The organism is Photorhabdus caribbeanensis (genome assembly GCF_018448885.1).
GTDB classification, from domain to species: domain Bacteria; phylum Pseudomonadota; class Gammaproteobacteria; order Enterobacterales; family Enterobacteriaceae; genus Photorhabdus; species Photorhabdus caribbeanensis.
In genome coordinates, this window is record NZ_RCWB01000002.1 from 177,830 (window position 1) to 202,368 (window position 24,539).

Consider the following 24,539-nt stretch of genomic DNA (forward strand, 5'->3'; position numbering starts at 1 on the left):
ATGTACCCGAATATTCGTTATTATAATTTAACAACTGGGCAGGTTTCACAGTTTGGTGTGGATATTTGCCCCTGATTAATGACTTGAGTTTCGTTGCCTGATTGTTTATCCGTGGCAGTCAATGAACCATCGATGGTACTTTTAATATCATCGGCAGCAAGATCTCCCTGTATTAGCAGCGTGAAATTGCCCTTACCCTGTAATTTCAACGGCACCCACCGCCATTGAGGCAGAATCGCTAAATCTGCATCTATTCCCCGGAAATCTAACGTGAATGGCTTCTGTACCTGTTGATCTACTGTGCCTTTCACTTTCAATAATCCATCATCAACAGAAGCATCTAATTGGTCGAGGATCAGTGTATTTCCCTCTGTGTGTAATTTAAGGTAAGGACGACGTAATTCAACTTTGTTAAATGTTGCGCTGGTGGCACTGAGATTTGAAGAACCACTCCAGATCCCCCATTTCCCTTCTTTCAGTAATTCCATGTTATAGATATAACCACTGAGAGCGGTAAGCTGGAATGGGAAATCGGGGCTAATATCAATCAACAAACTGTTGTTAATCGTCAGCTCGTTAATGGAAAGTTCGGATATCCATTCAGGCAATGATTTTTTCAGCAACTGCTGCCAGTTTTGTGGCAAGGTATAAATTAAACCGGCAACCGTTGCATTGGTGAGGTTGAAGTGCTTTGTTTGGTGATTCCATTGTCCTTTGACGTGGAATAATCCCTTTTCCCAACGGGAAGTAAGATTGGAAATAGTGAGCTCATTGCCTGCGAGAAGAAGGTGGCCGATAACATCGGTGAAATGCAGATCATTTAGCGTAGTATCCATGACATTGAAATCAATGATGCCCTCTTTTGCCTGCCAGTTCCCGTTAGTCAAACCGACATTTTTTACTGAGGCATCCAGATAGTTAGCAGACCAGTTTTTACCTTCCAACTTAGCATTCGTAAGGCTGAGATCTTTGATGCTGACTGCGGGTAATTTGTTCGCTTTTAGCAATAACTCTTCAAGTGTCATTGGCGTTTGCCAGCGAATGTTGCTAATCAGTAAATTATCCCACTGCCAGCTACCATCAGGCTGACGTTGCCCATTACCCGATACCGAACCTTGTGCCAATATTGCACCAAATGAACGGATAGCCAGGGTATTCTGCTGGTTATCTCCGCGCATAATAACTTTTTCAAGAGAAATATCATTGAAATTCAGCTTATCAGCACTGAATTGAAATTCCCCATTCCCTGCCAGCTGATTTGATAGTGGGTGCCAGGGGGTGATACCGCCGGTGATATTTTGTCCTTGAATTTGCCAGTCTGCATTTTCTGACTGAATAGTCATCTGATTAAGTTGCAGAATATTGGCGCTAAAAGGGATAGATTGTGGCTGGCCTTTGATGGTTAATTGGCCCTGTTGCAATAACAGACGATGAAAATGGCGCGGGGAAGTGAGTTGCTGCCAGTTGAAATCGAATGCGACAATTTGAGCTGCTAACATGAAAGTCTGTTGCTGATTGCTAATGACAATATTGGAGAACGTCAAAGTGCCCGGTTGTAACCAGTTATGTTCGATATTGCCGATTTGAACCTGATAACGGCTGTGATGACTCAGCCATTGACTGAGCTGATGCGCTCCCCAGTTGGTTTGCATCACGACATAAACAGTGATTACTGCCAAGATTAGCAGTAATAACAGAGTAACCAGCGATTTTCTTAACCATCTCATCATCAGACTCCAATTTAATCGGCATATAGCTTCCTTTTATGCCGTAATTTTTGCGTTCACTCAAGATATGATGAATAAAAGTTATGAGCGAGGAGAAATTATTATTTGTAACATTTGTATAATTTAACAATAGAAATACCAATAAGTCACTATATTAGTTGTTATTTATAATAATTTCAGGATATGAAATGAGGGAAATAATGAATTGTTCTTTATCGTTTTATCCTATTAAAATAAACTTAAGAGATTAATCTTAGTTTAATTGAATTTTTATTTTTTTCATGCCTAAGTTTTTGTTATTAATAACTTGGCGCGTTTTTGTGAATTTGCTAATAATTATATTGTGTGATTAATATAATCGTTAAATCTATATTTTATTGCATGGAAATATAGCTAATGACATCCGAATGAATTAATGTATGGTTATAAATGGAGTAATGATCTTTTCTCATCATTCCTTCTATTCCTTTCTCAGTTTGATTGATGATTGGAATAACATTGCATAGTTTATTTTTACCCATTTTCCGGCAAATAAATAATGTAAGGAATTTTCTATGTCAGAAAACATGAAACAAAAATCGTCGAATGAAGGTAATATCCGCACAACCCGCCCACTTACAGGAAAGGAATTTCTGGATGGGCTAAACGATGGTCGGGAAGTCTGGGCTTATGGTGAACGTATTCACAATGTTGCCGACCATCCTGCTTTTCAAAATCCAGCTCGCGCTATGGCGAAACTCTACGATGCTTTGCACGATCCTGCTCATCGTGATGTACTGACTACGGCTACAGATACGGGGAGTGTTGGTGTGACACATCCCTTTTTTCGTATACCGCATTCACAGCAGGATTTAATTGCTGATCGCGATGCTATCGCCGCGTGGGCCCGCATGAGTTATGGTTGGTTGGGTAGAAGTCCTGATTATAAGGCTTCGTTTCTTACCTCACTTGGCGTAAGACCGGATATTTATGGTGATTTTGCTGATAATGCAAAAAACTGGTATATCCGTTCACAGGAAAACGTATATTACTGGAATCACTCGATTATTAATCCGCCAATAGATCGTCATTTATCACCTGATGAAATTGGTGATATTTGCGTTCATGTTGAAAAAGAGTGTGATGATGGATTAATTGTCAGCGGCGCTAAAGTTGTTGCCACGGGATCGGCGATGTGTCATTACAACTTTATTGGTCATTACGGTTTACCAATAAAGAAACGGGAATTTGCGTTGGTCTTTACTGTGCCGATGAATTCGCCAGGAGTGAAATTAATTTGTCGTCCCTCTTACTCAATGGCGGCTGATAAAATGGGCAGTCCTTTTGATTATCCGCTCTCGTCCCGATTTGATGAGAACGATACGATAATGATTCTGGATAAAGTGAAGGTTCCTTGGGAAAACGTATTTATCTATGGGGATATAGACAAAGTTTCGTTATTTTTTGCTGAATCGGGTTTTTTCCATCGGGCTATGTTGCATGGTGTGACCCGATTGGCGGTTAAACTTGATTTTATTTCTGGATTGCTCCTTAAGGGGGTTGAAGCCACAGGTACGAAGGATTTTCGTGGCGTACAAACACGGGTTGGTGAAGTATTGTCATGGCGTAATCTGTTTTGGGCGCTCAGTGATGCAATGATTAAATCTCCAGAGCCTTGGGGTGAAGATGCCCTGTTGCCTCGGTACGAGTATGGGATAGCTTATCGTTGGTTTATGACGCAGGGTTATCCGAAGGTAAAAGAAATTATTGAACAGGATCTGGGCAGTGCCTTGATTTATATTAACTCTCATGCCCGCGATTTTTCCAACCCGGAACTGTCTCCTTATCTTGATAAATACATGCGTGGCTCCAATGGTTACAGCGCAGTTGAACGAGTCAAGCTCATGAAACTGATTTGGGACTCTATTGGTACCGAATTCGCTAACAGGCATGAATTATACGAGCTCAATTATGCTGGCAACCATGAAGTTACCAGACTCGATGTATTATGGGCTTCCCAAGCCTCGGGCTTAGTGGATAAATTGAAAGGGTTTGCTGAGCAATGTATGAGTGAATACGATCTTGATGGTTGGGTTGGTGACGATTTTATTTGGCCTTCTAACTACTAGGAGATATACCCAATGGATTTCAAGATGCATCGCGACGGGAAGGGAGCGAATCCCCGGGAGCATAGAGAACTATGTTACCGGGGTGAGAGCGCACAGCCAACAAAGAGGCAACTTGAAAGATAACGGGTATACGTGCGTGATGAGTTGATTATGTGTAACCCGCTATCAGATTATTGGAGAGATTATTTTTCCTGAGGAAATACCAGATTAAGAGTGATAGCTGTCAAACCACCGGCAGCAATACCGGAAGAGAGTAACGTTTTCAGCCAGTCAGGAGCGAACTGTAAAATTAGCGGTTGTTGAGCAACGCCCATACCAACCGCTAAAGATAGCGCAATAATCATAATTGCCCGGCGGTTAAGCGCCTCTCTGGAAACGATACGGATACCCGACGCGGCAATCGTACCGAACATCACGATAGTGGCGCCGCCCAATACCGGTTCAGGGATCTGTTGTACAAATCCTGCCACCGCAGGAAATAGACCTAACAACATCAACATTAGCGCCACGGCATAACCTACACGGCGGCTGGCAACGCCGGTTAGTTGGATAACCCCGTTATTTTGCCCAAAACAAGAATTTGGGAAGGTATTAAATACGGCGGAAAGCATAGAATTTAGGCCGTTAGCTAAAACACCGCCTTTAATTCGCTTCATATATAGAGGACCGCTGACCGGTTGCTCGGAAACATCAGACGTCGCGGTAATATCGCCGATGGTTTCCAACGAAGTTACCATGAAAATCAGCATCAACGGGATAAGCAGATTCCAGTCAAAGGAAAGACCATAATAGAGTGGTGCGGGAATTGTCATGAATGGACCATTTTCCTGTACCGTTGCTGGCGGCAGCATACCCATTAGCCAGGCGGCAACATAACCGACCGCCATTGCAATCACCAGAGAGGCGACACGCAGATAAGGATTACGCTGGCGGTTCAGCAAAACAATCACCACCAATACAACACCGGCCAGAAACAGATTCTCTGGAGAGCCAAAAGTGTGATTTTCGATAGCAGAGAATCCACCGCCGATAGAGGTCAACCCAACCTGAATCAGAGACAAACCGATAATCATCACCACAACACCGGAAACCAATGGGGTGATAATTCTTCGGGCCAGATGCAATACGCGGGATAACAGAATTTCAGTAACGGATGCCGCCATTAGAGTACCGAATAACGCTGCCATCATAGTAGGAATGTCGGCACCGCCGTTTTTTAATGCCAGCCCGCCCATGATCAGTGGGGAAACAAAGTTAAAACTGGTCCCTTGGATGGAAAGCAGACCAGAACCGACAGGCCCCCAAGTTCGGATCTGAATCAATGATGCTAGCCCTGAAGCAAACAGAGACATACTGATAATCCGCTGCGTATCGTGAGCAGGCAACCCTAGCGCTTGGCAGATCAAGATTGCAGGCGTGATGACCGCGACAAACATTGCCAGTAAATGCTGACAGGCAGCAAACAACGTTTGTGGCAACGGCGGCCGATCTTCTAAGCGATAAATCAATTCACTAGCTGGTTTTTTCGGGGGTATTGTTTCAGCTTGTTCAGGGGATGAGGTGAGCATGGTGTGAAATTCCGGACTGACAAAGAGCGCATTTTAATGATCAATCATGTAAAAGCAATCGTTTGCTTAAAAATCCTGTTAGCTGCTGTGATTCGCTCTGGTCACATTTTTATATGTTTTAACTTGTGTTTGTTGCAGATTTTTTTTCTAATCCAGCGTTGCCTGCTTTTGGCGTTCTCTAAAGGATGAGTATAACGTCGTAATAACTTACATAATTTTAACAATATAGCTGGGGTACATAGATGTATCATCTTGATGTTTATGGCACGCTCGTTGCGTCTGCATTAGTACTATTATTTGGACGCAAACTTGTACAATCAGTCCCATTTCTTGAAAAATACACCATTCCTGAACCTGTCGCGGGTGGCCTGTTAGTTGCTCTGATTCTTTTAGTCGTTAAACAAACAACTGGCTGGGAAATCAACTTTGATTTGTCTCTTAAAGACCCTTTGATGTTAACTTTCTTCGCCACTATCGGCCTGAATGCCAATCTTGCCAGCCTGAGAGCGGGTGGTAAGGTCCTGTTCACGTTTGTTTTCGTCGTTGTTGGCTTGCTGCTGGTTCAGAACACGGTGGGTATCGCGCTAGCTGAACTGTTAGGTCTGGACCCATTAATGGGCCTGCTGGCGGGGTCTGTTACGTTGTCTGGCGGTCATGGTACCGGCGCTGCTTGGGGTAAGCTGTTTAGTGAGCGTTATGGTTTTGAAAATGCAACAGAAGTGGCAATGGCCTGTGCGACTTTCGGTTTAGTACTGGGTGGTTTGATTGGCGGCCCGGTTGCTCGTTTCCTGGTGAAAAATACAAAAACCCCAGGGCTAAAGGCCGATGATACCGAAGTGCCAACGGCATTTGAAAAACCTTATACCGGGCGGATGATCACAGCATTAGTGATGCTGGAAACGATCGCACTGATTGCTATCTGCTTGATGGCTGGTAATTTTGTGTCTGAATTCCTGCAAGGTACATGGTTTGAATTACCAACCTTCGTCTGTGTGTTATTTATCGGGGTTATCCTCAGTAACAGTCTGTCGGTGTTAGGTTTTTACCGAGTCTTTGATCGAGCGGTTTCTGTACTGGGTAACGTAAGCCTTTCCCTGTTCCTGGCAATGGCGTTAATGAGCCTGAAATTGTGGCAGATGGCATCGCTGGCATTACCCATGCTGGTTATTCTCACCATCCAGGCTATCGTGATGGCGCTGTATGCAATTTTTGTCACCTATCGGGTGATGGGTAAAAACTATGATGCAGCGGTTCTGGCGGCGGGTCACTGTGGTTTTGGTCTAGGAGCGACACCTACCGCCATTGCGAACATGCAGGCGATTACCGATCGCTTCGGGCCATCCCATGTGGCGTTTCTGGTGGTGCCGATGGTTGGGGCATTCTTTATCGATATCGTTAACGCGATTGTGATTAAACTCTATCTGTTGCTGCCGGTATTCCCGGCGGTGTAGGGATAAATTAGCAAGATACTGCGCCAGCTATGCCGTTGGTGCAGTATTGTTATTGTGTTCTGCTGTAATGCATAATTTAAATTTTCCACTACTGTTCAATTTTGTTACTAATGTAATTGAGGCGATAACTATGACGGTAGTAGGGGAAATATTTTTGCAGAATACCTAACTTTATTTTGGTTGTTTTTCTGAATTTATCGTCAATTTTTGGAATATCTTATCCAAATGTTCTGCCAAAGAATTTCCCTGTACACTAACGAGCATTAAGGATTGTGTCGCTTCTGTTTCCAGAAGAGGAATCCCTACCAAACCGTGGGCAATTTTCGCTACACTGGCAGGTAGGATTGCTACACCAAGGTTAGCGGAAACAAAGCAAATCATATTGGCAATATTGGGCACTTCGAGAAAATGTGACAGTGAAAAGCCCGTCTTTTCTGATAATGACTCTATTTGGCGCCGTAAAAAAGTCCTGTGACTGGCTGGTTGTAAAAGCAATCGTTCTCCTTGTAGTTCATGAAGTTTAATTCCTTTTGCAGAGGCTAGAAAGTGCCCCTCAGGTAGTAGCACATAAAGTGGTTCCATTCCTAAATAAAGAGTCCTTAACCCTTTAACCGATTCATTACTTAAATCAGCTCTAAGTATTGCTGCATCAAGATTCCTTGAGCGTAAAGCGGTCAAATGCGTAAATGCATTACCTTCGCAGAGCTGTAATTCAAGCTTGGGACGTTCCTTCAGCAAAACAGATAAAGCAGAAGTTAAAGCAGATGAAAAGATTGAACTGGCAGAATATCCGATGCGTAAGACACCAATTTCCCCAACTTTTGCTTGTTTGGCTCTATTGATACTACGTTGGGCGGCGGCCAAAACATCCAGAGCTTCATCTAAAAAAACTTCACCTGCTTTGGTTAATTGGACACCGTGAGTATTGCGATGAAAAAGTTTCACATTCAAAGACGATTCAAGGGATTTAATACTTTGGCTGAGAGGGGGTTGTGTGATATGCAAGCGTTCCGCTGCACGTCGAAAATTCAAAGTTTCCGCTACGGCGACAAAATAACGTAATTGCTTAAGTTCCAACGCCTAACTCCTTTGATTATTCTGGCTTGAGAGTAAATTTATCTTTTTCTCGGGGTTTCACCCTTATTCTTACGTTTTGGCTATCACCGTGATTGAATATTAGACTTTCCGATTTTAAATGATCTCATATAGATTGTTCCCATCATTGATTTCATTTTATTCAATAAACTGTGTAATTACTTTGACTTATCTCTTCATATTAAAATTATTTGTAATAAGGAGTATTAAAGTGAAAGATCAAGATTGGCATCCAGCGGACATCATCTCAGCATTGAAGAAACGGGGAACATCATTAGCGGCAGTTTCAAGAGAGGCTGGATTAGCATCATCTACTCTTGCTAATACCTTGCAACGCCGCTGGCCTAAAGGTCAGAAACTTATTGCTGCTGCTTTAGAGTGTGATCCCACCGAGATATGGCCTTCAAGGTACGTAGAATAAGTGGTTGTAAATTCCAATGGAGTAATTCATTGTTAAGAATGGAGACCAGAGGTTATTTGTGAATTCTTAAGGCATGTTGATAAACCTGAGAACCATATAGAAATGCAGCTTGAGGAAGACAGCGCGATCTTTGTGAATAACCATGAATTGTTACACTATCGCAGTAGTTTTATAGATCATCAACGACACTTAATGAGAATTTGGATAAAAGTGTAAGTTGTTAACGAGTATCTGGGTTTACCGAATTAACACAGGTACTTGTTTAATCTGTGATTACTCCCTTCGAATAGTGTATTTTATCGTGTTGTCTCTGAAGTGAATCCGCTTTAGAGTTTTTTACATTCAAGATTGTGAATTAGAGTTTGGCAACGATGAAGCTTTTCAACACGTTGGGATTTTGTTGGGACAGATCTTTAGTTCCTCTTATTGTTCCGATTCATTCTATTGAGCAGGTATGCTTTCGTTTTCACCGGATGCTACCGGAGTTTGTTTGGGATGCCAGCGTGCTTGAAAGCAATCCTTTTACTTTCCCAGAAGTGAAGACATTATTGGATGGTGTCACTGTCGGTGGTAGAAAAGTTTCTGATCAGGAGCAAGTACTGAATCTCGCGGAAAGTTCCAAACGCCTGTTATCTCTGGTGAAGAATAATCAATTTGAGTTGACCAAGGCTATGTTTACTGAACTTCATAGTATAGTTGCTCGCAATGAAGCCTTGGAATGGGGAACATTTCGCGGGGAAGGTCGAGAGATAAACTACACTCCAGATGTCGGATTAGGTGAATATGGTCGGCATATTCCGTTACCTACCGTATCAGGCGCGTCAGAATTGAACCGCATTTTTCAAGAAGGTATTGCTTCACTAGATGAGTGTCAGCCTTTCGAAAAGGGGATTACATTCTTCCTTTTTGGTGCGTTACAGAAATTCTTTTTTGACGGTAATAAACGTACTTCCCGTTTCATGATGAACTGTATTTTGATGTCAAACGGTATAGACGCCATCAGCGTGCCTGCGGCGAAAATACATGAGTTCAACGAAAAGATGGTCTGCTTCTACCGGAGCAAAGATGCCACTGAAATGATGGCGTTCCTAGTGGATTGTCACCCGGATGCAGAGCAAATTCGAGCGGCGAATACACGAAATTAGCGATCACTGCACTTGGACTGTTTGGGATTCGTCCCGATATGTTTTCAATCATACATTATCATCATGTATGAGTTCAGGTAATCAACGGCTAAAGCCAACTTTCTCAGGGGCGTTTAACAGTAGGTCTAGTCTGTTAGCGTGGTGCGCAACAATTCCCGCTGTGGTTCCCTTCCCATAATACTTCCGTAACCCTTTATGTTTCCAACTTTCAATTATTGTTTGCGCCCTATTGCGTTACGAGAGGCGTTATAACGCATGTCGAGTGTCGCGCAACGATATTTTCTACGTAAAACCGCCTTTGTCGAATTCGTCGAAATATTGGCGAGATTTGCCATGACGCAATGGATAGAAAAATATGTCTCCACCCCCTAAAGCGTGTTTTGAAAGACTTAATTCTTAAGATCCTATATATGATAAGAATAATAGTTTCCACAAAACATATCATAGGTGTTTTATATTTATCTCTTATTTCCTCATATTTATCCAAAAATCAACCAGCATTAAAAAATTATATCTAATTCATCGCTAACGCATTAATATAAATAACGTTTCATAATTCTTCTACGCGCGAATTTACTAACCTATTGTTATACATGGAATTATGAATGATATAAACGTAGAGCTATTTTGGAATCTTATTTATAACAAGAGAAAAACTTTCAGTAATTATTAATTCTTACTCAATAATATATTTCTTCGATAAATAAAGTATTTTGGCCTTTAGCTAAGGATAACAACATGAAAGATAACACTTTATATGGCCCTATTGCACATCTTTACGAGAGCTTTTCAGATGCTACTGACCATATCAAAGTAGAAATCAGAACTATCTTCAATCTGGCAGGAGATATACACGGGAAATCAGTGTTGGATTTAGCCTGTGGATATGGCCTCTTTAGTCGAGAATACAGAAATCGTGGCGCGTCGAAAGTCATTGGAGTCGATATATCAGAAAACATGATAGCGATTGCGAAAAGCAAATCACAACAATACGGTGACGATATCGAATTTCACGTAAGAAATGTCTGCAAGATGGAGTCGGAGTCATTTGGCAAATTTGACATAGTTAATGCAGCCTGGTTATTTTGCCATGCAGAATCTCTTGAAGACCTTGAAACTATGTTCCGTGTCATTGCCGCTCATCTCAAGCCTTCCGGTAAATTAATTGCGTATACCTTTGAACCTGATTATCGATTAGAGAAAGGGAATTATGAGAATTATTGTATAAAAGTTTTGAGTGAAGAGCCGGTGAAAGACACCACTCTCGTGAAAGCTGAATTTCTTACCACACCACCCAGCCCTTTCACTATGTATCGTTGGAGTCGTGAACAATATCAAGCAGCGATCCAAAAGGCAGGGTTCAAACAATTTAAATGGCAAAAACCCATGCTGTTAGAAAGCGATATTGAGGCTCATCCCCCAGGTTTTTGGGATGATTATCAACGAAATTGCCTTGATACCGCTCTTGTTTGTCAGTTTTAACAAAATAATCTCCGAGATCTGTTGTCTTTCCTATACAAATCCCCCGATGAAGATCGAGGGATTTTTTTGAATTTCCCTCGTTCTGCAAAACAACTCTTCCTGACCTCCAGCCGGGATTCAGGTTTCTGAGAAAAACGGCGCTCGGGTAACTCACTCAAGCATCTGATAAAAAAGTTTAGCTGCTTATTTTATTGCTGATTAAATAAAGCGTCCCACGTTTTATCTCTTCATTTATAGATGGTTATGTGGATCTTGCGTCTGATGCAACACCGCCAACACTTCAATACCAGTCGGAACTTCCCGGTAGTAAATAATGTGGCTCTCTACGGGGAAACTCAGCACACCAAAATAAAGATCCTCACTGCGATCACGACCGGGGGATGGATGACGATCAAGAATTTCCGTCATAGTCACACGTAACGAAGTTGAATAAGCTTCCGCGACATTCTCCCCCCATCGGCGCATAGAATAGAGTTTGATTGCACGAATATGCTCTCTGGCTTTCTTTGTAAACCGGACACTCATCCTTAAGCCTTACCCTCAAGTTCATCAACCGTCAACGGTGCAAATACATCATCAATACTATGCAATTCGCCACGATCAGCTTGTGCAATAGATTCAGCCAGAACGGCTTTTAAATTCTGTAACTTGAGCTGTGCGAACTGATCATACTCTTCAGGAGAGATAACCACGGCTACACGCTTACCATGCTTACTAATTTCTACAGGTTCACGCTGAACTTTCATAAGCAGATCACCAAACTGGTTCTTAGCTAGTTGTGCGGGAATAATTTCCATACATCACCTACCGTCTAAAATGGCTCGAATAGCTATTATAGCTAAAGATGCATGGAGCTACCAGTAATCAAAATAGCTAACCGCCAACCAAGATGACTTTTGGGCACCAACGGTTTGTCGGACTCTCTCACGCAACAAGGCATGCTGATATTTCATTTTTGCCTTTACTGATGAGGAGTGTCTCAACAACATAAATGAGCGTCAATTTACCCGCGCCATTTGGTTCCGCAATGATCATCAATTAGTTTCCGAGAAACTTCGTCATTCAGGACTTAAAGAATATAGTGAATATGATTAGTTAATTTATTAAGTGTTATTTTGTTATTGCAGACCATTAACCAATGACTGAGAAAAATATAATAATTCAACTATCGAGTATTTACTTGAAATTTTATTATTCCCGTGCTCTACGAAATAGTTTTTAATGTAAATCCTAAAGAAACAAAGTAACTCATTTCTTTATAAATAGAAAATATATTTCGCCCCTCTTGGTGATTTTTGTTCTTTGCTTTACAGATAAGACTTAGTAGATTAAGTTACATGTATGCGTATTAATAAAAGTAGCAATAAGGATGTACATCCCCCCTAAATTCTGTTGCCCAAGTCTCATAATTTTAATTTTTACGCTTTATCGATAAAAAATAATCTAAAACCAACTACCAAAAAATCAATTTAGTATTAACCTATAATTGTCAGTCGATAATTTTTTTCTATTATCTTCTTCATCAAAGAATAGTTAGTACTAAATTGCAGTAGAAATTCAGCTTAACCCGCAAGGGATAGGTTTTATGGCATAGATTCCCCTGTGGGTAAAAAGGTTAATCCGATATCACCATCATTAGGAGAATAATATGAATCAAAATAATGAGTCCTCACCAAACATGGATGCCGAAGGTAATCCTATCAAGCAATACTGGCAACCGGACAGGAGTAGTCATTCTGATAATAATACTTCTATTGCCTCTACCAGAGGGGCAACCGCCATGTTATTGCCAAGTGGCAGAGTGATAGCTTGGGGAAATGACCCTGGTAGTCAAATCCCGCCCGATATTGCCGAATTGCAGGATATCGTTAGTCTAAGTGCAACCGATGACGCTTTCGCTGCTCTGCGGAAAAACCGTAGTGTAGTTGCCTGGGGAAACGAAAATGAAGGTAACGGAGGCCAGATACCTGATGAAATTGCCCAATTGACGGATATTGTCAGCCTGAAAGCAACAAGCTCTGCTTTCGTGGCCCTTCGGGCAAACGGTAGCATAGTTGCCTGGGGAGATGAATTTCATGGTGGTAAAATACCTGATGAAATTGCCCAATTGCAGGATATTACCAGCCTGAGTTCAACAATAAACGCATTTGCCGCCCTGCGGGCAAATCGCAGCGTGGTCGCTTGGGGAATTAAAGATTGGGGCGGTCAAGTTCCGCCAGAAATAGCTGAGTTGCAGGATATTGTCAGTATCAGTGCAATAGTTTCTGCTTTTGCAGCTCTACGGTCGAACCGCAGTGTCGTCGTCTGGGGGTTCAAGAACTCAGGTACTCAAATCCCACGAGAAGTTGCTAAATTGCGGGATATTGTCAGTCTAAGCGCCACAAATTTTGCTTTTGCAGCCCTACGGGCAAATCACAGTGTCGTCGCTTGGGGTAATCCATCTTCGGGTGGCAGTATTCCGCCGGAAATTGCCCAATTACAGGATATCGTCAGTCTGTGTACAACATCGAGCGCTTTCGCGGCCCTGCGGGCAAACCGTAGTGTAGTCGTCTGGGGAGGTAGTGATATTAAAACCCCACCAGAAATTGCCGCATTGCAGGATATTGTCAGTATAAGTGCAACAGAAACCGCATTTGCAGCTCTACGGACGGATGGTAGCGTAGTTGCTTGGGGATATGGCAATTATTCAGACTATGATCACGGTAATCAAGGCAATCAAGTCCCAGCCGGGATAGCTCGATTACAAGATATTGTTAGCCTAAGTGCGTCAAGAAACTCATTCACAGTATTAAGAGCCGATGGTCGGAGAGTCGGTTGGGGTTCGGCTGATGATAATAAATTGCATAATGAATATGACAATTAATCCATTGAGCAAAGTTTTACGGTACAGACTCCCTGTGAGTAAGGTAAGTCCGATATAACCTTATTAGGAGAATAATATGAACCAAAATAACGACTTCTCACCAAATAACCTATACCAGCAATCTGGGGTTGAAATATATAGTAACTCTGACAACAAGATCTCCATTGCTTCTACTGGTGGCTCAACTGCTATGTTATTACAAAATGGCAGTGTGATCGCCTGGGGGGAACGCCGTGTACCGCCAGAAATTGCCCAATTACGGGATATTGTTAACCTGAGTTCAACACGTTCTGCATTCGCAGCTCTGAGAGCAAACCGTAGCGTGGTTGCTTGGATGGGAGATAATTCGAACGATGGGGAATATGGCGGCCGAGTCCCGTACGACATTGCCCAATTACAGGATATCGTTAGCCTAAGTGCAACATTTTATGCTTTCGCTGCCCTGCGGGCAAACCGTAGTGTAGTCGCTTGGGGAGATATAGGCTATGGCGGCCAAGTCCCGCCAGACATCGCTAAATTACAGGATATTGTCAGTATAAGTTCAACATATTCTGCTTTCGCCGCCTTGCGGGCAGATGGTAGCGTGGTTGCTTGGGGAAATAAGGACTATTATGGTGCCAGCCAAGTCCCACCTGAAATTGCCCGATTACAGGATATTATCAGTCTGAGTTCAGTAGGTAATACTTTCATCGCCCGGCGAGCAAACTTCCGCTTGGTCACATGGGGTAGCCATCCTATGCCCCCTGAAATTGCAGGATGGCAGGATATTGTCAGCCTGAGTTCAACAGATAATGCTTTCGCGGCCCTGCGGGCGAACGGTAGCGTGGTCGCTTGGGGATATGAAGGCTCAGGCGGCCAAGTCCCACCAGAAATTGCCAAATTACGGGATATTGTCAGCATAAGTGCATCAAATTTTTCTTTCGCTGCCCTACGGGCGGACCGCAGTGTAGTTATCTGGGGGGACAAACGTTGGGGCGATATACTCCCACTCCAAATTGCCGCATTAAAGGATATCGTCAGTCTGAAAGCAGCAACTTATGCCTTTGCTGCCCTACGGGCAGACCGCAGCGTAGTTTCCTGGGGGGACAATGTCGGTGGTGGTATCAGAGTTCCATACGAAATCGCCAAATTAAAGGATATTGTCAGCCTGAGTGCAACGTCTTTTGCTTTCGCAGCCTTACGAGCCAACGGTAGCGTAGTTGCTTGGGGGAGAAGAAGCTTGAATGCCCAGATCCCCCCCGGAATAGCCCGATTACAAGATATCGTCAGCCTGAGCGCATCGGGAGGTTCATTCTCAATCCTGCGGGCGAATGGAGAAAGATTAGCCTGGGATGTTGGTAACGATAATACAGTACACAGTGAATATGATGATTAATCCATTGTCATTATAAATCACTAAAAAAACCTAAAACCAAGGTTGAGCCGTAATACCTCGGTTCAGCCTATCGTTTATTCAATTTGAAATATTAGTTTTCCCATCTTGTTATTACCAAACTAACTCACTTTTTTATAAACAGAAAATATATTACGCACCTCTCTTGGTGATTTTTATTCTTTGCTTTACGGTCAATACTTAGTAAATTAAGTTACATGTTCACGTATTAATAAGAATAGCCATAAAGATGTACATCTTTATTAAATTATTCTGTTCAAGTCTCATAATTTTAAATTTTACTCATTATCGATAAAAATAATCTAAAACCAACCACCAAAAAACAATTTAATATTAACCTACAGGTATCAGGCGATAATTTTTTCTATTATCTTATTTATCAAATATTGGGACTAAGCACCTGGTCTGGAAATGCTGGCAGAGGAAGTTGATAAAACAACTGATTAATTATAAAGAGGCTGGAGATATCTTTATCAATCAAGCAGAAAAACAAGCATTAGGGGAGAAAGTAGCAAACCGTTGAATATAAATAGTTCAGGAATGGAGATTCCATTCCTGATTATGGTGATTTAATTTTGTCTAACACTCAATTAAATCGGATGACAAGTTCTCATTTATTTCTTTTGAGGAGATATATTGGTGCCGCTATCTTGTACATAATCATCAAAAATAATAATAAAACTGTTATTAGAAGCAGGGTATGATTTTTCAATACCTCTCTGTATGACTGACAATATAAAACCATGTGTATCGGAGAGATCCCACACTTTGACATCTTCACAATCAAGAGCTAAATATTCCTCTCTACCTTCCTCTCCACATTTATTAACCGAAACTTTAACCGGTTCAGTTGAGAGATTTTTAACATAAATCATAAATCCTCCACTATATCAATAATGAATATTATCATTTAATTCAATGGCATATGAACGTAAATTAAGAAAACTAGATAAATAATAAAATTTTTTAGTTAGATTGTATCGAATATAAATAATTTATCTCTTCTCCGTTATTTTTAATATTGTTATTATTAATAATTAAGTAGCCATCTGATTTTATTGAATACAACTCTGGAATATTATCTTCGCGTACTACTGACATTAAAAAACCGCGCTTATCTGATCTATCCCATTGAACTACTTCTTCTGGATTAATTTCAATATATTCGTCATTACCTTCTTCACTACTCCATTTACTAATTGCGACTTTAACCACATTATCTGAAAGATTTTTGACATAAATCATATTAACTTCTCCATTATATCAACGTAGATTTATTTAGCTCTAATTTAAAAACATCCTAATATGTACCATAATGAAATATAAGTATAGGATAAAAAAGACCAACAAAACTATTATTTGTGTGACCTCCATCAAGGTTTTATACTTCGAGAAGAAAATATTTAAAATTACATTCATTGAATTAATAGAAACATTTACTATTTAAACTTAGTAACTCAATATTACATTGATGTAAATATAATAATTACTCTTGAATTCATATCATAGGTTTACATCTATTTCTGTTTTAACCTTTGAACATAACGTTGCGCAGATAACGTACACATCATCAACTTAATTTGATGAAAAATGACGGAACAGCCTGTCAGCCCAATTAGCTGATAAAAGACTTCGGATAGTGACACGTTGTATCAATTAATCCGAGGTATTAGATTCGATTTTTTTAAGAAAATAATAAAAAACCATTTATATTTTATGGAGATATATTTTAACGCTGGTGCTAATTTAGGAATAATTGTATTTCTATTTTCCATTCCTTTGGCAATAATACATTATCAATTTAATAGAATAATTAAAAGAAAGCTCTATAGCAGAGCATCTTAATTATTGGATAAAACCAAGTATCCATATTTTTGGCAGCGTTGAAAAACAAAAAAACTGCTCTGATATATACTCAAGATACTTCAAAGTGCATGTTTGAAAAACGATTATGTTGTTGAATTTAAATGTTTTTATGTCTGACGGCTCAAGCATCTTGAAGTTCATTCGGTATATACCCTATGGATTTCAAGATACATCGCGACGGCAAGGGAGCGAATCCCCGGGAGCATAGAGAACTCTGTTACCGGGGTGAGTGAGTGCAGCCAACAAAGAGGCAACTTGAAAGATGACGGGTATGTTCTCAATCACGCATTACCATAATGTACCCGTTCTGGTAGCCAGCGTTCAATCAAGGCACGGGCATGTTCAGGATAATGCTGGTGGAGATGTCGGGCAATACGCTGAACTTCCGGCAACATTCCCTGATCTCTTAGTAAATCAGCTACCTTAAATTCCGCATTCCCAGTTTGGCGTGTTCCTAATAACTCCCCGGGGCCGCGAATTTCCAGATCTTTTTGTGCGATAACAAAACCATCGTTACTGTCTCTAAGCACTTGCAGGCGAATTCTGGCGGTACTGCTCAGCGGCGTTTTGTAAAGTAGAACACAATGAGAAGCGATAGCCCCACGGCCAACTCGTCCGCGTAATTGATGAAGTTGCGCCAAGCCGAGCCGTTCCGGGTTATCAATAACCATCAAACTGGCATTCGGCACATCCACGCCCACTTCAATAACCGTTGTTGCAACCAGAAGCTGTAGTTCGCCACGCTTGAAAGCCTCCATCACTGCCTGCTTTTCTGCGGCTTTCATGCGGCCATGCACCAGCCCGACTTTCAGTTCCGGTAAAGCAAGGGTGAGTTCTTCACTGGTGGCTTGCGCAGCTTGAGCTTCCAACACATCGGAATCTTCAATCAGCGTACAGACCCAATAGACTTGTCTATTTTCATCAAGGCAGGCGTTTCTGATCCGTTTGATAATCTCTTCACGGCGTGTATCCGGGATCGCAACGGTCGTCACCGGCGTTCTCCCCGGCGGCAGTTCATCAATAATAGAAGTATCGAGATCCGCATAAGCGGTCATGGCTAAGGTACGGGGAATTGGGGTGGCCGTCATAATCAATTGGTGAGGATGAAAACCCTGTTCACGTCCTTTTTCCCATAAAGCCAGACGTTGATGCACACCAAACCGATGTTGCTCATCAATAATCACCAGCGCCAGACCGGAAAACTTCACTTGTTCCTGAAACATGGCATGCGTACCGACAATCATGGCGACTTGGCCGTTGGCAATGGCTTCTTGTTGCTTCTGACGCGCTTTCCCCTTTTGCTTACCTGCCAGCCAGCCGACTTGGATACCCAACGGTTCCAGCCATTGCCGAAAGGTATTAGCGTGTTGTTCTGCCAGTAGTTCAGTCGGCGCCATCAAGGCGACCTGTTTACCATGCGCAATGGCACGCAACGCAGCCAATGCGGCAACCAGCGTTTTTCCTGAACCTACATCGCCCTGAATCAGTCGCATCATGGGAACATCTTTTGCCAGATCCTGTTCAATTTCCGAGACAACCCGTTGTTGCGCATGAGTTGGAGAAAATGGCAGGCGATTAAGGAATTGCGGTTTTAACTTGTCCTCAGTCGGCAATGATTGAGCGTGATAGCGTTGTACGCCAGCTCTGACGGCTAACATACTCAAATGGTGAGCTAAAAGTTCTTCCAGAACCAGACGGCGATAAGCTGGGTGCCTGCCGGTTTCCAGATCCGCCAGCGCAATATCTGGTGTTGGGCGGTGCAAGGTATGCAGTGCTTGCGGCAGACTAATCATGGAGCGGCTAAGCTCTTCCGGTAAAAGTTCATTGATTGTACAGGTATCCAACAATTTCAGTGCTTGATCAATGAGATTACGCAGCGTCGCCTGACGAACACCTTCTGTTGTCGGGTAAATCGGTGTTAATGTCTCTTGAAGCTGTACATTTCCAGTATGATTTTGAATCTTATACTCAGGATGAATCATTTCGGCACCCTGACTGCCTCTTCTGATTTCACCGTAGACAACAACCTGTTTCCCTTTCGCCAGATTGTTTCTCATTGCCGCCGAAAAGTTAAAAAAGCGCAGTGTGAGCACGCCGGTGCCATCGCTAATTTTGCAGATCAGGGTTCGGCGACGGCTAACAGTAACATCGGTACGCAGGATTTCACCTGTGACTGTGGCGGAAATACCCGGTAAAAGATCATTAATAGTATAAAGGCGTGTCTGGTCTTCATAACGCAGAGGGAAATGCAGCAGAAGATCCTGCAAATTAACCAGCCCTATTTTTGCTAATTTGGCGGCCTGACTTGCCCCGACGCCACGCAGGGAAGTCAGAGGGATGGCATCAAGCAATGGGCCTCTCATAAGGTTTCTTTTATCTCCATTAATTGCATGGCAGTCCATCAGGTTTCGCAGGTCACGGCCTGAGCCTGTTTACCATCCATAATAATACAGACGAGTTTAACGTAATCAATGGAATATTTTCCTCGGTAACTGATTGAAAACCATATCAATACTTTAAGAGTAAGCCGCGATAACGAAAAAGGCGATTTGTAACGACAGGTTCTTGTAGCCTGTTTTGAATAATCTGCCCTGTCAGTCAAATGTAAACTAACGTGCTTGCGAGGTGAAAAAATAATCAAAAAAGGTGTTTAAATTTTGCCCCATATCTGTATAACCTCTTGTAGCCTCGGTGAACAATAGGCCATCGTTTTGGGTAGCGGTGTCTATTTTATCCTAGCTTATATCTGTTCTAAGCGGGATATCGCCGGGTTGTGCTATCAATATATTTTGGAGAAATAATCATGGGCCAAAGAAAATATCTGACTCAATCAGAAGTAGAAAGCATGTTGGAAATGGCGAAAGTGGGGCCTAATCCAGAACGGAATTACTGTCTGGTTTATATGAGCTATATCCACGGTTTTCGTGTTAGCGAAGCCAGGCATTTACGGTTATCTGACATGGAGTTAAAAGAAAAATGCCTATATATCAGGCGATTAAAAGGTGGGTTTTGTACTAATCATCCCCTTTTGCAGCGTGAAGTTAAGGCGATTAAGGCATGGCTTAAAGTGCGCAAAACTTTTCAGGGCGCTGATAGTGATTGGTTATTTCTATCGCGTTGTGGGAAACCACTGACTCGCCAGCGCATCTATCAGATTATCAACCAGTTAGGGCAACGGGCGAATATCGCGGTAGAGCCTCATCCACATATGTTGCGTCATGCCTGCGGTTTTGCCCTTGCAGATCGAGGAATCGATACCCGGCTAATACAAGACTATCTTGGACATAAAAACATTCGCCATACGGTACGTTATACCGCGAGTAATGTTGAACGTTTTCAAGGAGTTTGGGGTGTAAAAGGTAGGCGTTAAGGTACGACAGTTAGGACCATTTTGACTATCGAAACACGATCGCCTAGAAATTGTACTAAAAGTTTTCTAATAAAAAAAGAGATAGATTTGTATATATTTGTAAAACTCAATAATCCTACCACAGAAACATTCCAATAATCCACTCTTTTTATTACAACATGCAAAAACATTGCCCTTTTGTTGTCACTTTAGCAAAATTTTTGCTTTTAATTTTAGTATAGGTAAAGATGATATCCTTAAAATTTGCGAAATAATCGCATATTAACTCTGTATGGTGCTGTTTTTATACAGAAAAATAGCTATGTTTCGATAGTCAAAATGGTCCTAATTGACAAATATTTGTACAGCTAGATGCCTCTGTTTATCAAAACGTGATGCGCGAGCTTGAATCGGACTTTAGTTAGGTAGTTAAAAGAGATTAATGAAATGAAAAAGATATTAAAGATAAGCGCGGTGGCAGCGCTGGTTATGGGGGTTGCTTCGGCTGCTTTGGCAGCAGGTGAGGCGACTGAGGCGGGACATGTGGGGAAGAATACCCAGGTAACGATTACAGGTAACGTTGTGGCTGCGACGTGTGATGTAACCAGCCCTAATGCAAACGCGAAAGTGGATTTGGGGAATGCTTCGACAACCGCATTTGGAACTAGCACTTTTACGGATCAAAAAGGCATCGCATCTTATGCTAAGGATGCTTCTAGACCAATTACTATCACTCTTAGTAACTGTGATGACAAGAATACCGTGGCAGACAAAGTTCAATTGCATGTGACAGGACCAGTGTTGGGCGGATCGAATAACGTCATCTTTAATAACAGTGGAGATGGTAAGAATGTAGGCGCAATACTAACTTATAAGGGTGGCACTGATAAAAAGAGTGAAGTAGTTGTTTCAAACAATAGCAATGTCCCTCTGGGAGCTACGGGGTCTACGGGCGCAGAGTTCAATGGTCAATCCATAACATTCACTGCGTATATGGCATCAACAATCCTTAAGCCAGAATCAAATCAGCATATTGAAGCACCGATCACCTTCTCCTATGCATATAACTAATGTTTGTTTCAGCCTGAGGAGAACCTCCTCGGGCTTCTTTGGTGAAAAATTCTAGATGATTGATGATGCCTCTGGTAGTTACTGGCGGGCAGAGCCAAAATAGTGAGAAAGAAAAGATGAACCATAAACTCCGACTTCCTAACATCATAGTAAAAAGCCTTGTATTGGGCGCATTTTTGTTCGCGTCACAAAGTCAGGCCGAAGGCGGGTTTGGCATCGATGCTACACGTATTATTTTCTTACAGGATAAAGCTGAAACAACGGTATCGGTGCGCAATACAACAACCAATATCCCTTATTTGGTGACAACTAAGATTACTCGCACCGTCGATGGCAAGGGTAAAGCACCCTTTTACGTCACGCCTCCTTTATTCCGTTTGGACCCTAAAGGAACCAATGTCCTGCGCATCTTAGGCGATACCAGTAAGTTGCCGACTGACAGAGAAAGCGTCTTTTATTTTAATGCCTCCGCCATTCCCGGTAGTAATAATCCGCCGGGTCAGCGCTTTGAAAGCGCCAAGATTGGCGGCGGGATAACTTATGCCATCGGCAATACCATCAAACTATTTTATCGGCCAACAGGATTGGTGGGTACGCCGGAGCAGGCATACAAAGCCCTGCGTTTTACCCATGCTCCCGATGGCATTCAAGTTAGCAACAATTCGCCTTATCACATCAGCTTTACCCAGATCAAAGTTGATGGCGTACCGGTGAAGTTTTCTGAAAGTCATCCACAAATGCTGGCGCCTTTCAGTAGCCATGTTTATCTCGCTCAAAATAATCAGAACAAAAAGAAAGTGGAATGGGCGGTGATTAGCGATCTCGGCGGTGGAGAGAACTTCAATGGTGAAATTCAGTAAAGCCGGTATCTCAAGGATTCAGCGTCTACGCGGGTACCTGAATTACATCGGCATGGGAGGAGTTCTGTGGCTCTCTTCCGGTCCCTTGTGGGCAGCGAATTCTGCCATCGCCACATTTAAGGCCGACATTGCCTACGGGACGTGTGATATCGCTGTGGATAACAATAATATCGATTTGGGCAAAGTGCAATTTGCCAGCTTGGTATCAGGGAACGCCTACGGGGAAACCAATCTCACTCTGAGAAATTGCTCAGATGTGATCGATGCAGACAGGGTTGCTCCTGCGATTACCATTACCGGAGAGCATTTTGGTACGAGTGATAAGACGCTATTTCGTAGTCAAAACAGCGAAGATTCGGTTTCAAAGGCAGTGGGCGTCACGGTGCGCTTGAAGAAGCTGAATGGAACGGAATGGTCCTCGAATATAAGGGATAGTGAACCATTTTATCTGGCGGATAAAGGCACAGTCATAAATGCTCAAACTCCCTCTGTGCCGGTGAGGTTTTCACTGGTATGCGCCCCGGCGGCAGGGGAGACGATAATGGTCTGCAAAAAGCCAGGAAAAATCTATGCCAACGTGAATTTTACATTTGATTATCGTTGAGTTTGCAGTGCGATTCATTAACAGAATAGCTGTAAACGAGAGAGTTTTAAGGTGGACCAAAGTGACAAGGCAAGAAAAAAACAGAGTGGGCGACCAACAAGCTTTTCTGAGTAATGGCGGCTGCTCGACGTTGCGTATGGTGATGCTCCGGCTTTGTTGGGGGATATTAGTTTTGCTGTTCTTGGCAGGCGGCGTCATGGCTGAATCTGAAGATCCTAAAAAACCGCCAGTCCCGCCAACGCGCTCGAGTGGGATAGACGTAAATCTGGCCATAACTGTCGTGCCTGAACCTTGTGACGTAGGGATCAGTGGTAGTGATATCAATGGTTCGGAGCTGAATTTCGGTTCGTTGCCAGCGGCGGAGTTCAGTCAGGCAGGGCATATATCAAACCCCAGAAGATTTAATCTGGAATTAACCAATTGTGGTGATCCGGATGTTTCACCGAACGCACCTGTTATCACTGTGTCAGGAAACACCATCGACGCTGAACAAGGTTTAGTATTTCGTGATCCTGTCTCTGGTTCCGATGATAGCGCCTCTGAGGGGTTGGGATTTATTTTTTACTTAGGGGGTGGTAAAGAGAAAAAAATAGGTTGGGATAATGTGGTAATAAATAATCATGAGAATCGCCTTGATTCGCTATTTTTTGATGATGGTCGTGCACAGCTTCCGGTAACAGTAGCGGTTGCGCGTGGAAAAGATAGTAAGGTTATTCGGCCTGGCTCATTAATTGCGCGAGTCGCGTTTACCTACTCTTATCCCTGAGATGCGGTTGATCACAGATGATAAAAATGGGGACCAATGAGGGGAGAGAGTTAGATGAAAGCGAAAAATAACACTCTTATAAATCGTGAGTTAATAACATGTCACAGCAGAACGAAATATTCGTTACTCATCATGATACTGATTGGATGGATCATTGGTTGTGTGTCTTTGTCGGTTCAGGCGGATGGTAAGAATATTGAGATCACAATTAAAGGCAATCTGTTGCGTCCGACCTGTGCATTGAGTGTAAACGGCAAGTACGGCGGCAATACTGATGGTATTTATAACGGTACTATGCCTCAGGTCTATGCTAGTGAACTCAGAAATAGCAAATATGTGGAACGCTCTGCCTTAGACTTGGAATTTAAGCTTAGTTACTGTAGTCCAGGCCAATCGCCAGCGTTGTACATATGGGGTAGTAATTTTGTCACACAAGATTCCGAACTGTTTATGCCTTTGGATGGTGGTACTACCAAGGGCGTGGGGATTAGGTTACGGGACCTTGGCAACCAGACGTTTGTAAAGGCGCAGCCTATCAATGATCCGTTTCAGGTGCCGTTACCGTCCGCAGGGGATGGAGTAACGAGGACGTTCCGGGCTTATGTGGGTGGTTTTGGCGACAAAAATAATCCAGTAACGTGTAAAACCGGGAGTAACGAGACCAGTGTGTTATGCGGAGGAACTGCGGAAGTAAGGATACATTTTGAGTTTTCGTATGAACACTTGAAGTAGATAACGTTATCAGCCGGGTGTAGTTGAGGAAGAGTATC

General features: G+C 42.5%; 22 protein-coding genes. 14 read left to right on the plus strand and 8 right to left on the minus strand.

Translation table 11 applies throughout. The features are described from left to right. Positions 1-20: 20 nt before the first annotated feature. Positions 21-1,730 (minus strand): AsmA family protein, encoded by a 1,710-nt coding sequence (locus EAE90_RS02725; RefSeq protein ID WP_246550256.1) that lies wholly within the window; start codon positions 1,728-1,730, stop codon positions 21-23. 563 nt (positions 1,731-2,293) lie between these two features. Here EAE90_RS02725 and EAE90_RS02730 point away from each other — a divergent pair. Further along, positions 2,294-3,835, plus strand: a complete 1,542-nt coding sequence (locus EAE90_RS02730) for a 4-hydroxyphenylacetate 3-hydroxylase family protein (protein ID WP_422615973.1) — start codon at positions 2,294-2,296, stop codon at positions 3,833-3,835. Positions 3,836-4,017: 182 nt separating this feature from the next. Here EAE90_RS02730 and EAE90_RS02735 read toward each other — a convergent pair whose 3' ends face one another. Continuing rightward, complete coding sequence (locus EAE90_RS02735; protein WP_214052175.1) at positions 4,018-5,403, minus strand: uracil-xanthine permease family protein; 1,386 nt, start codon at positions 5,401-5,403, stop codon at positions 4,018-4,020. Positions 5,404-5,645: 242 nt separating this feature from the next. Between EAE90_RS02735 and gltS the strand changes: the two genes are divergently transcribed. Next, the gene (gene gltS, locus EAE90_RS02740) at positions 5,646-6,854 is read left to right on the plus strand and encodes a sodium/glutamate symporter (protein WP_214052176.1); all 1,209 of its coding nucleotides are present in this window, start codon (positions 5,646-5,648) and stop codon (positions 6,852-6,854) included. Between the two features lie 171 nt (positions 6,855-7,025). Here gltS and EAE90_RS02745 read toward each other — a convergent pair whose 3' ends face one another. Further along, positions 7,026-7,931 (minus strand): LysR substrate-binding domain-containing protein, encoded by a 906-nt coding sequence (locus tag EAE90_RS02745; RefSeq protein WP_214052177.1) that lies wholly within the window; start codon positions 7,929-7,931, stop codon positions 7,026-7,028. Positions 7,932-8,160: 229 nt separating this feature from the next. On the opposite strand from EAE90_RS02745, the gene xreR2 reads away from it, so the two are divergent. The 4 genes from xreR2 to EAE90_RS02765 all read left to right on the plus strand — a co-directional run bounded on the left by xreR2 (position 8,161) and on the right by EAE90_RS02765 (position 10,997). Next, positions 8,161-8,370 (plus strand): cell morphology transcriptional regulator XreR2, encoded by a 210-nt coding sequence (xreR2, locus tag EAE90_RS02750; RefSeq protein ID WP_214052178.1) that lies wholly within the window; start codon positions 8,161-8,163, stop codon positions 8,368-8,370. Between the two features lie 54 nt (positions 8,371-8,424). After that, positions 8,425-8,586, plus strand: coding sequence for a TauD/TfdA family dioxygenase (locus EAE90_RS24610; protein ID WP_214052243.1), 162 nt, complete (start codon positions 8,425-8,427; stop codon positions 8,584-8,586). Positions 8,587-8,741: 155 nt separating this feature from the next. Then, complete coding sequence (locus EAE90_RS02760) at positions 8,742-9,515, plus strand: Fic family protein (RefSeq protein ID WP_214052179.1); 774 nt, start codon at positions 8,742-8,744, stop codon at positions 9,513-9,515. A 738-nt stretch (positions 9,516-10,253) separates the two neighbouring features. Beyond that, entirely contained in the window at positions 10,254-10,997 is a 744-nt protein-coding gene (locus tag EAE90_RS02765; RefSeq protein WP_214052180.1) for a class I SAM-dependent DNA methyltransferase, read from the plus strand. Between the two features lie 231 nt (positions 10,998-11,228). On the opposite strand, the gene EAE90_RS02770 is transcribed toward EAE90_RS02765, so the two are convergent. Next, positions 11,229-11,522, minus strand: coding sequence for a type II toxin-antitoxin system RelE/ParE family toxin (locus EAE90_RS02770; RefSeq protein WP_113025689.1), 294 nt, complete (start codon positions 11,520-11,522; stop codon positions 11,229-11,231). Positions 11,523-11,524: 2 nt separating this feature from the next. After that, positions 11,525-11,794: a type II toxin-antitoxin system Phd/YefM family antitoxin gene (locus tag EAE90_RS02775; protein ID WP_012776389.1), complete on the minus strand. Its 270-nt coding sequence runs from the start codon at positions 11,792-11,794 to the stop codon at positions 11,525-11,527. 851 nt (positions 11,795-12,645) lie between these two features. On the opposite strand from EAE90_RS02775, the gene EAE90_RS02780 reads away from it, so the two are divergent. Both EAE90_RS02780 and EAE90_RS02785 read left to right on the plus strand, forming a co-directional pair. Continuing rightward, a complete protein-coding gene (locus EAE90_RS02780; RefSeq protein ID WP_214052181.1) occupies positions 12,646-13,860 on the plus strand; it encodes an RCC1 domain-containing protein in 1,215 nt (404 codons plus the stop codon). A gap of 76 nt (positions 13,861-13,936) precedes the next feature. Further along, the gene (locus EAE90_RS02785) at positions 13,937-15,235 is read left to right on the plus strand and encodes an RCC1 domain-containing protein (RefSeq protein ID WP_214052182.1); all 1,299 of its coding nucleotides are present in this window, start codon (positions 13,937-13,939) and stop codon (positions 15,233-15,235) included. A 632-nt stretch (positions 15,236-15,867) separates the two neighbouring features. Here the strand turns inward: EAE90_RS02785 and EAE90_RS02790 are convergent. From EAE90_RS02790 to recG, 3 genes are all read right to left on the minus strand, one after another. Beyond that, positions 15,868-16,128, minus strand: coding sequence for a hypothetical protein (locus tag EAE90_RS02790; RefSeq protein WP_105397642.1), 261 nt, complete (start codon positions 16,126-16,128; stop codon positions 15,868-15,870). Positions 16,129-16,219: 91 nt separating this feature from the next. Continuing rightward, complete coding sequence (locus tag EAE90_RS02795) at positions 16,220-16,498, minus strand: hypothetical protein (protein ID WP_214052183.1); 279 nt, start codon at positions 16,496-16,498, stop codon at positions 16,220-16,222. A 902-nt stretch (positions 16,499-17,400) separates the two neighbouring features. Then, positions 17,401-19,482 (minus strand): ATP-dependent DNA helicase RecG, encoded by a 2,082-nt coding sequence (recG, locus tag EAE90_RS02800; protein WP_214052184.1) that lies wholly within the window; start codon positions 19,480-19,482, stop codon positions 17,401-17,403. 440 nt (positions 19,483-19,922) lie between these two features. Between recG and EAE90_RS02805 the strand changes: the two genes are divergently transcribed. The 6 genes from EAE90_RS02805 (at position 19,923) to EAE90_RS02830 (ending at position 24,501) form a co-directional block, all read left to right on the plus strand. Beyond that, a complete protein-coding gene (locus EAE90_RS02805) occupies positions 19,923-20,489 on the plus strand; it encodes a tyrosine-type DNA invertase (RefSeq protein ID WP_036778403.1) in 567 nt (188 codons plus the stop codon). A gap of 426 nt (positions 20,490-20,915) precedes the next feature. After that, positions 20,916-21,539, plus strand: coding sequence for a fimbrial protein (locus tag EAE90_RS02810; protein WP_214052185.1), 624 nt, complete (start codon positions 20,916-20,918; stop codon positions 21,537-21,539). Between the two features lie 62 nt (positions 21,540-21,601). Further along, entirely contained in the window at positions 21,602-22,399 is a 798-nt protein-coding gene (locus EAE90_RS02815; RefSeq protein ID WP_246550259.1) for a fimbrial biogenesis chaperone, read from the plus strand. Then, positions 22,383-23,003, plus strand: a complete 621-nt coding sequence (locus tag EAE90_RS02820) for a fimbrial protein (RefSeq protein ID WP_246550261.1) — start codon at positions 22,383-22,385, stop codon at positions 23,001-23,003. Before EAE90_RS02815 ends, EAE90_RS02820 begins: the two co-directional genes overlap by 17 nt. A 61-nt stretch (positions 23,004-23,064) precedes the next feature. Further along, positions 23,065-23,769, plus strand: coding sequence for a fimbrial protein (locus EAE90_RS02825; RefSeq protein WP_214052186.1), 705 nt, complete (start codon positions 23,065-23,067; stop codon positions 23,767-23,769). A 162-nt stretch (positions 23,770-23,931) separates the two neighbouring features. Next, the gene (locus tag EAE90_RS02830; protein WP_214052187.1) at positions 23,932-24,501 is read left to right on the plus strand and encodes a fimbrial protein; all 570 of its coding nucleotides are present in this window, start codon (positions 23,932-23,934) and stop codon (positions 24,499-24,501) included. The last annotated feature ends 38 nt before the right edge of the window (positions 24,502-24,539 follow it).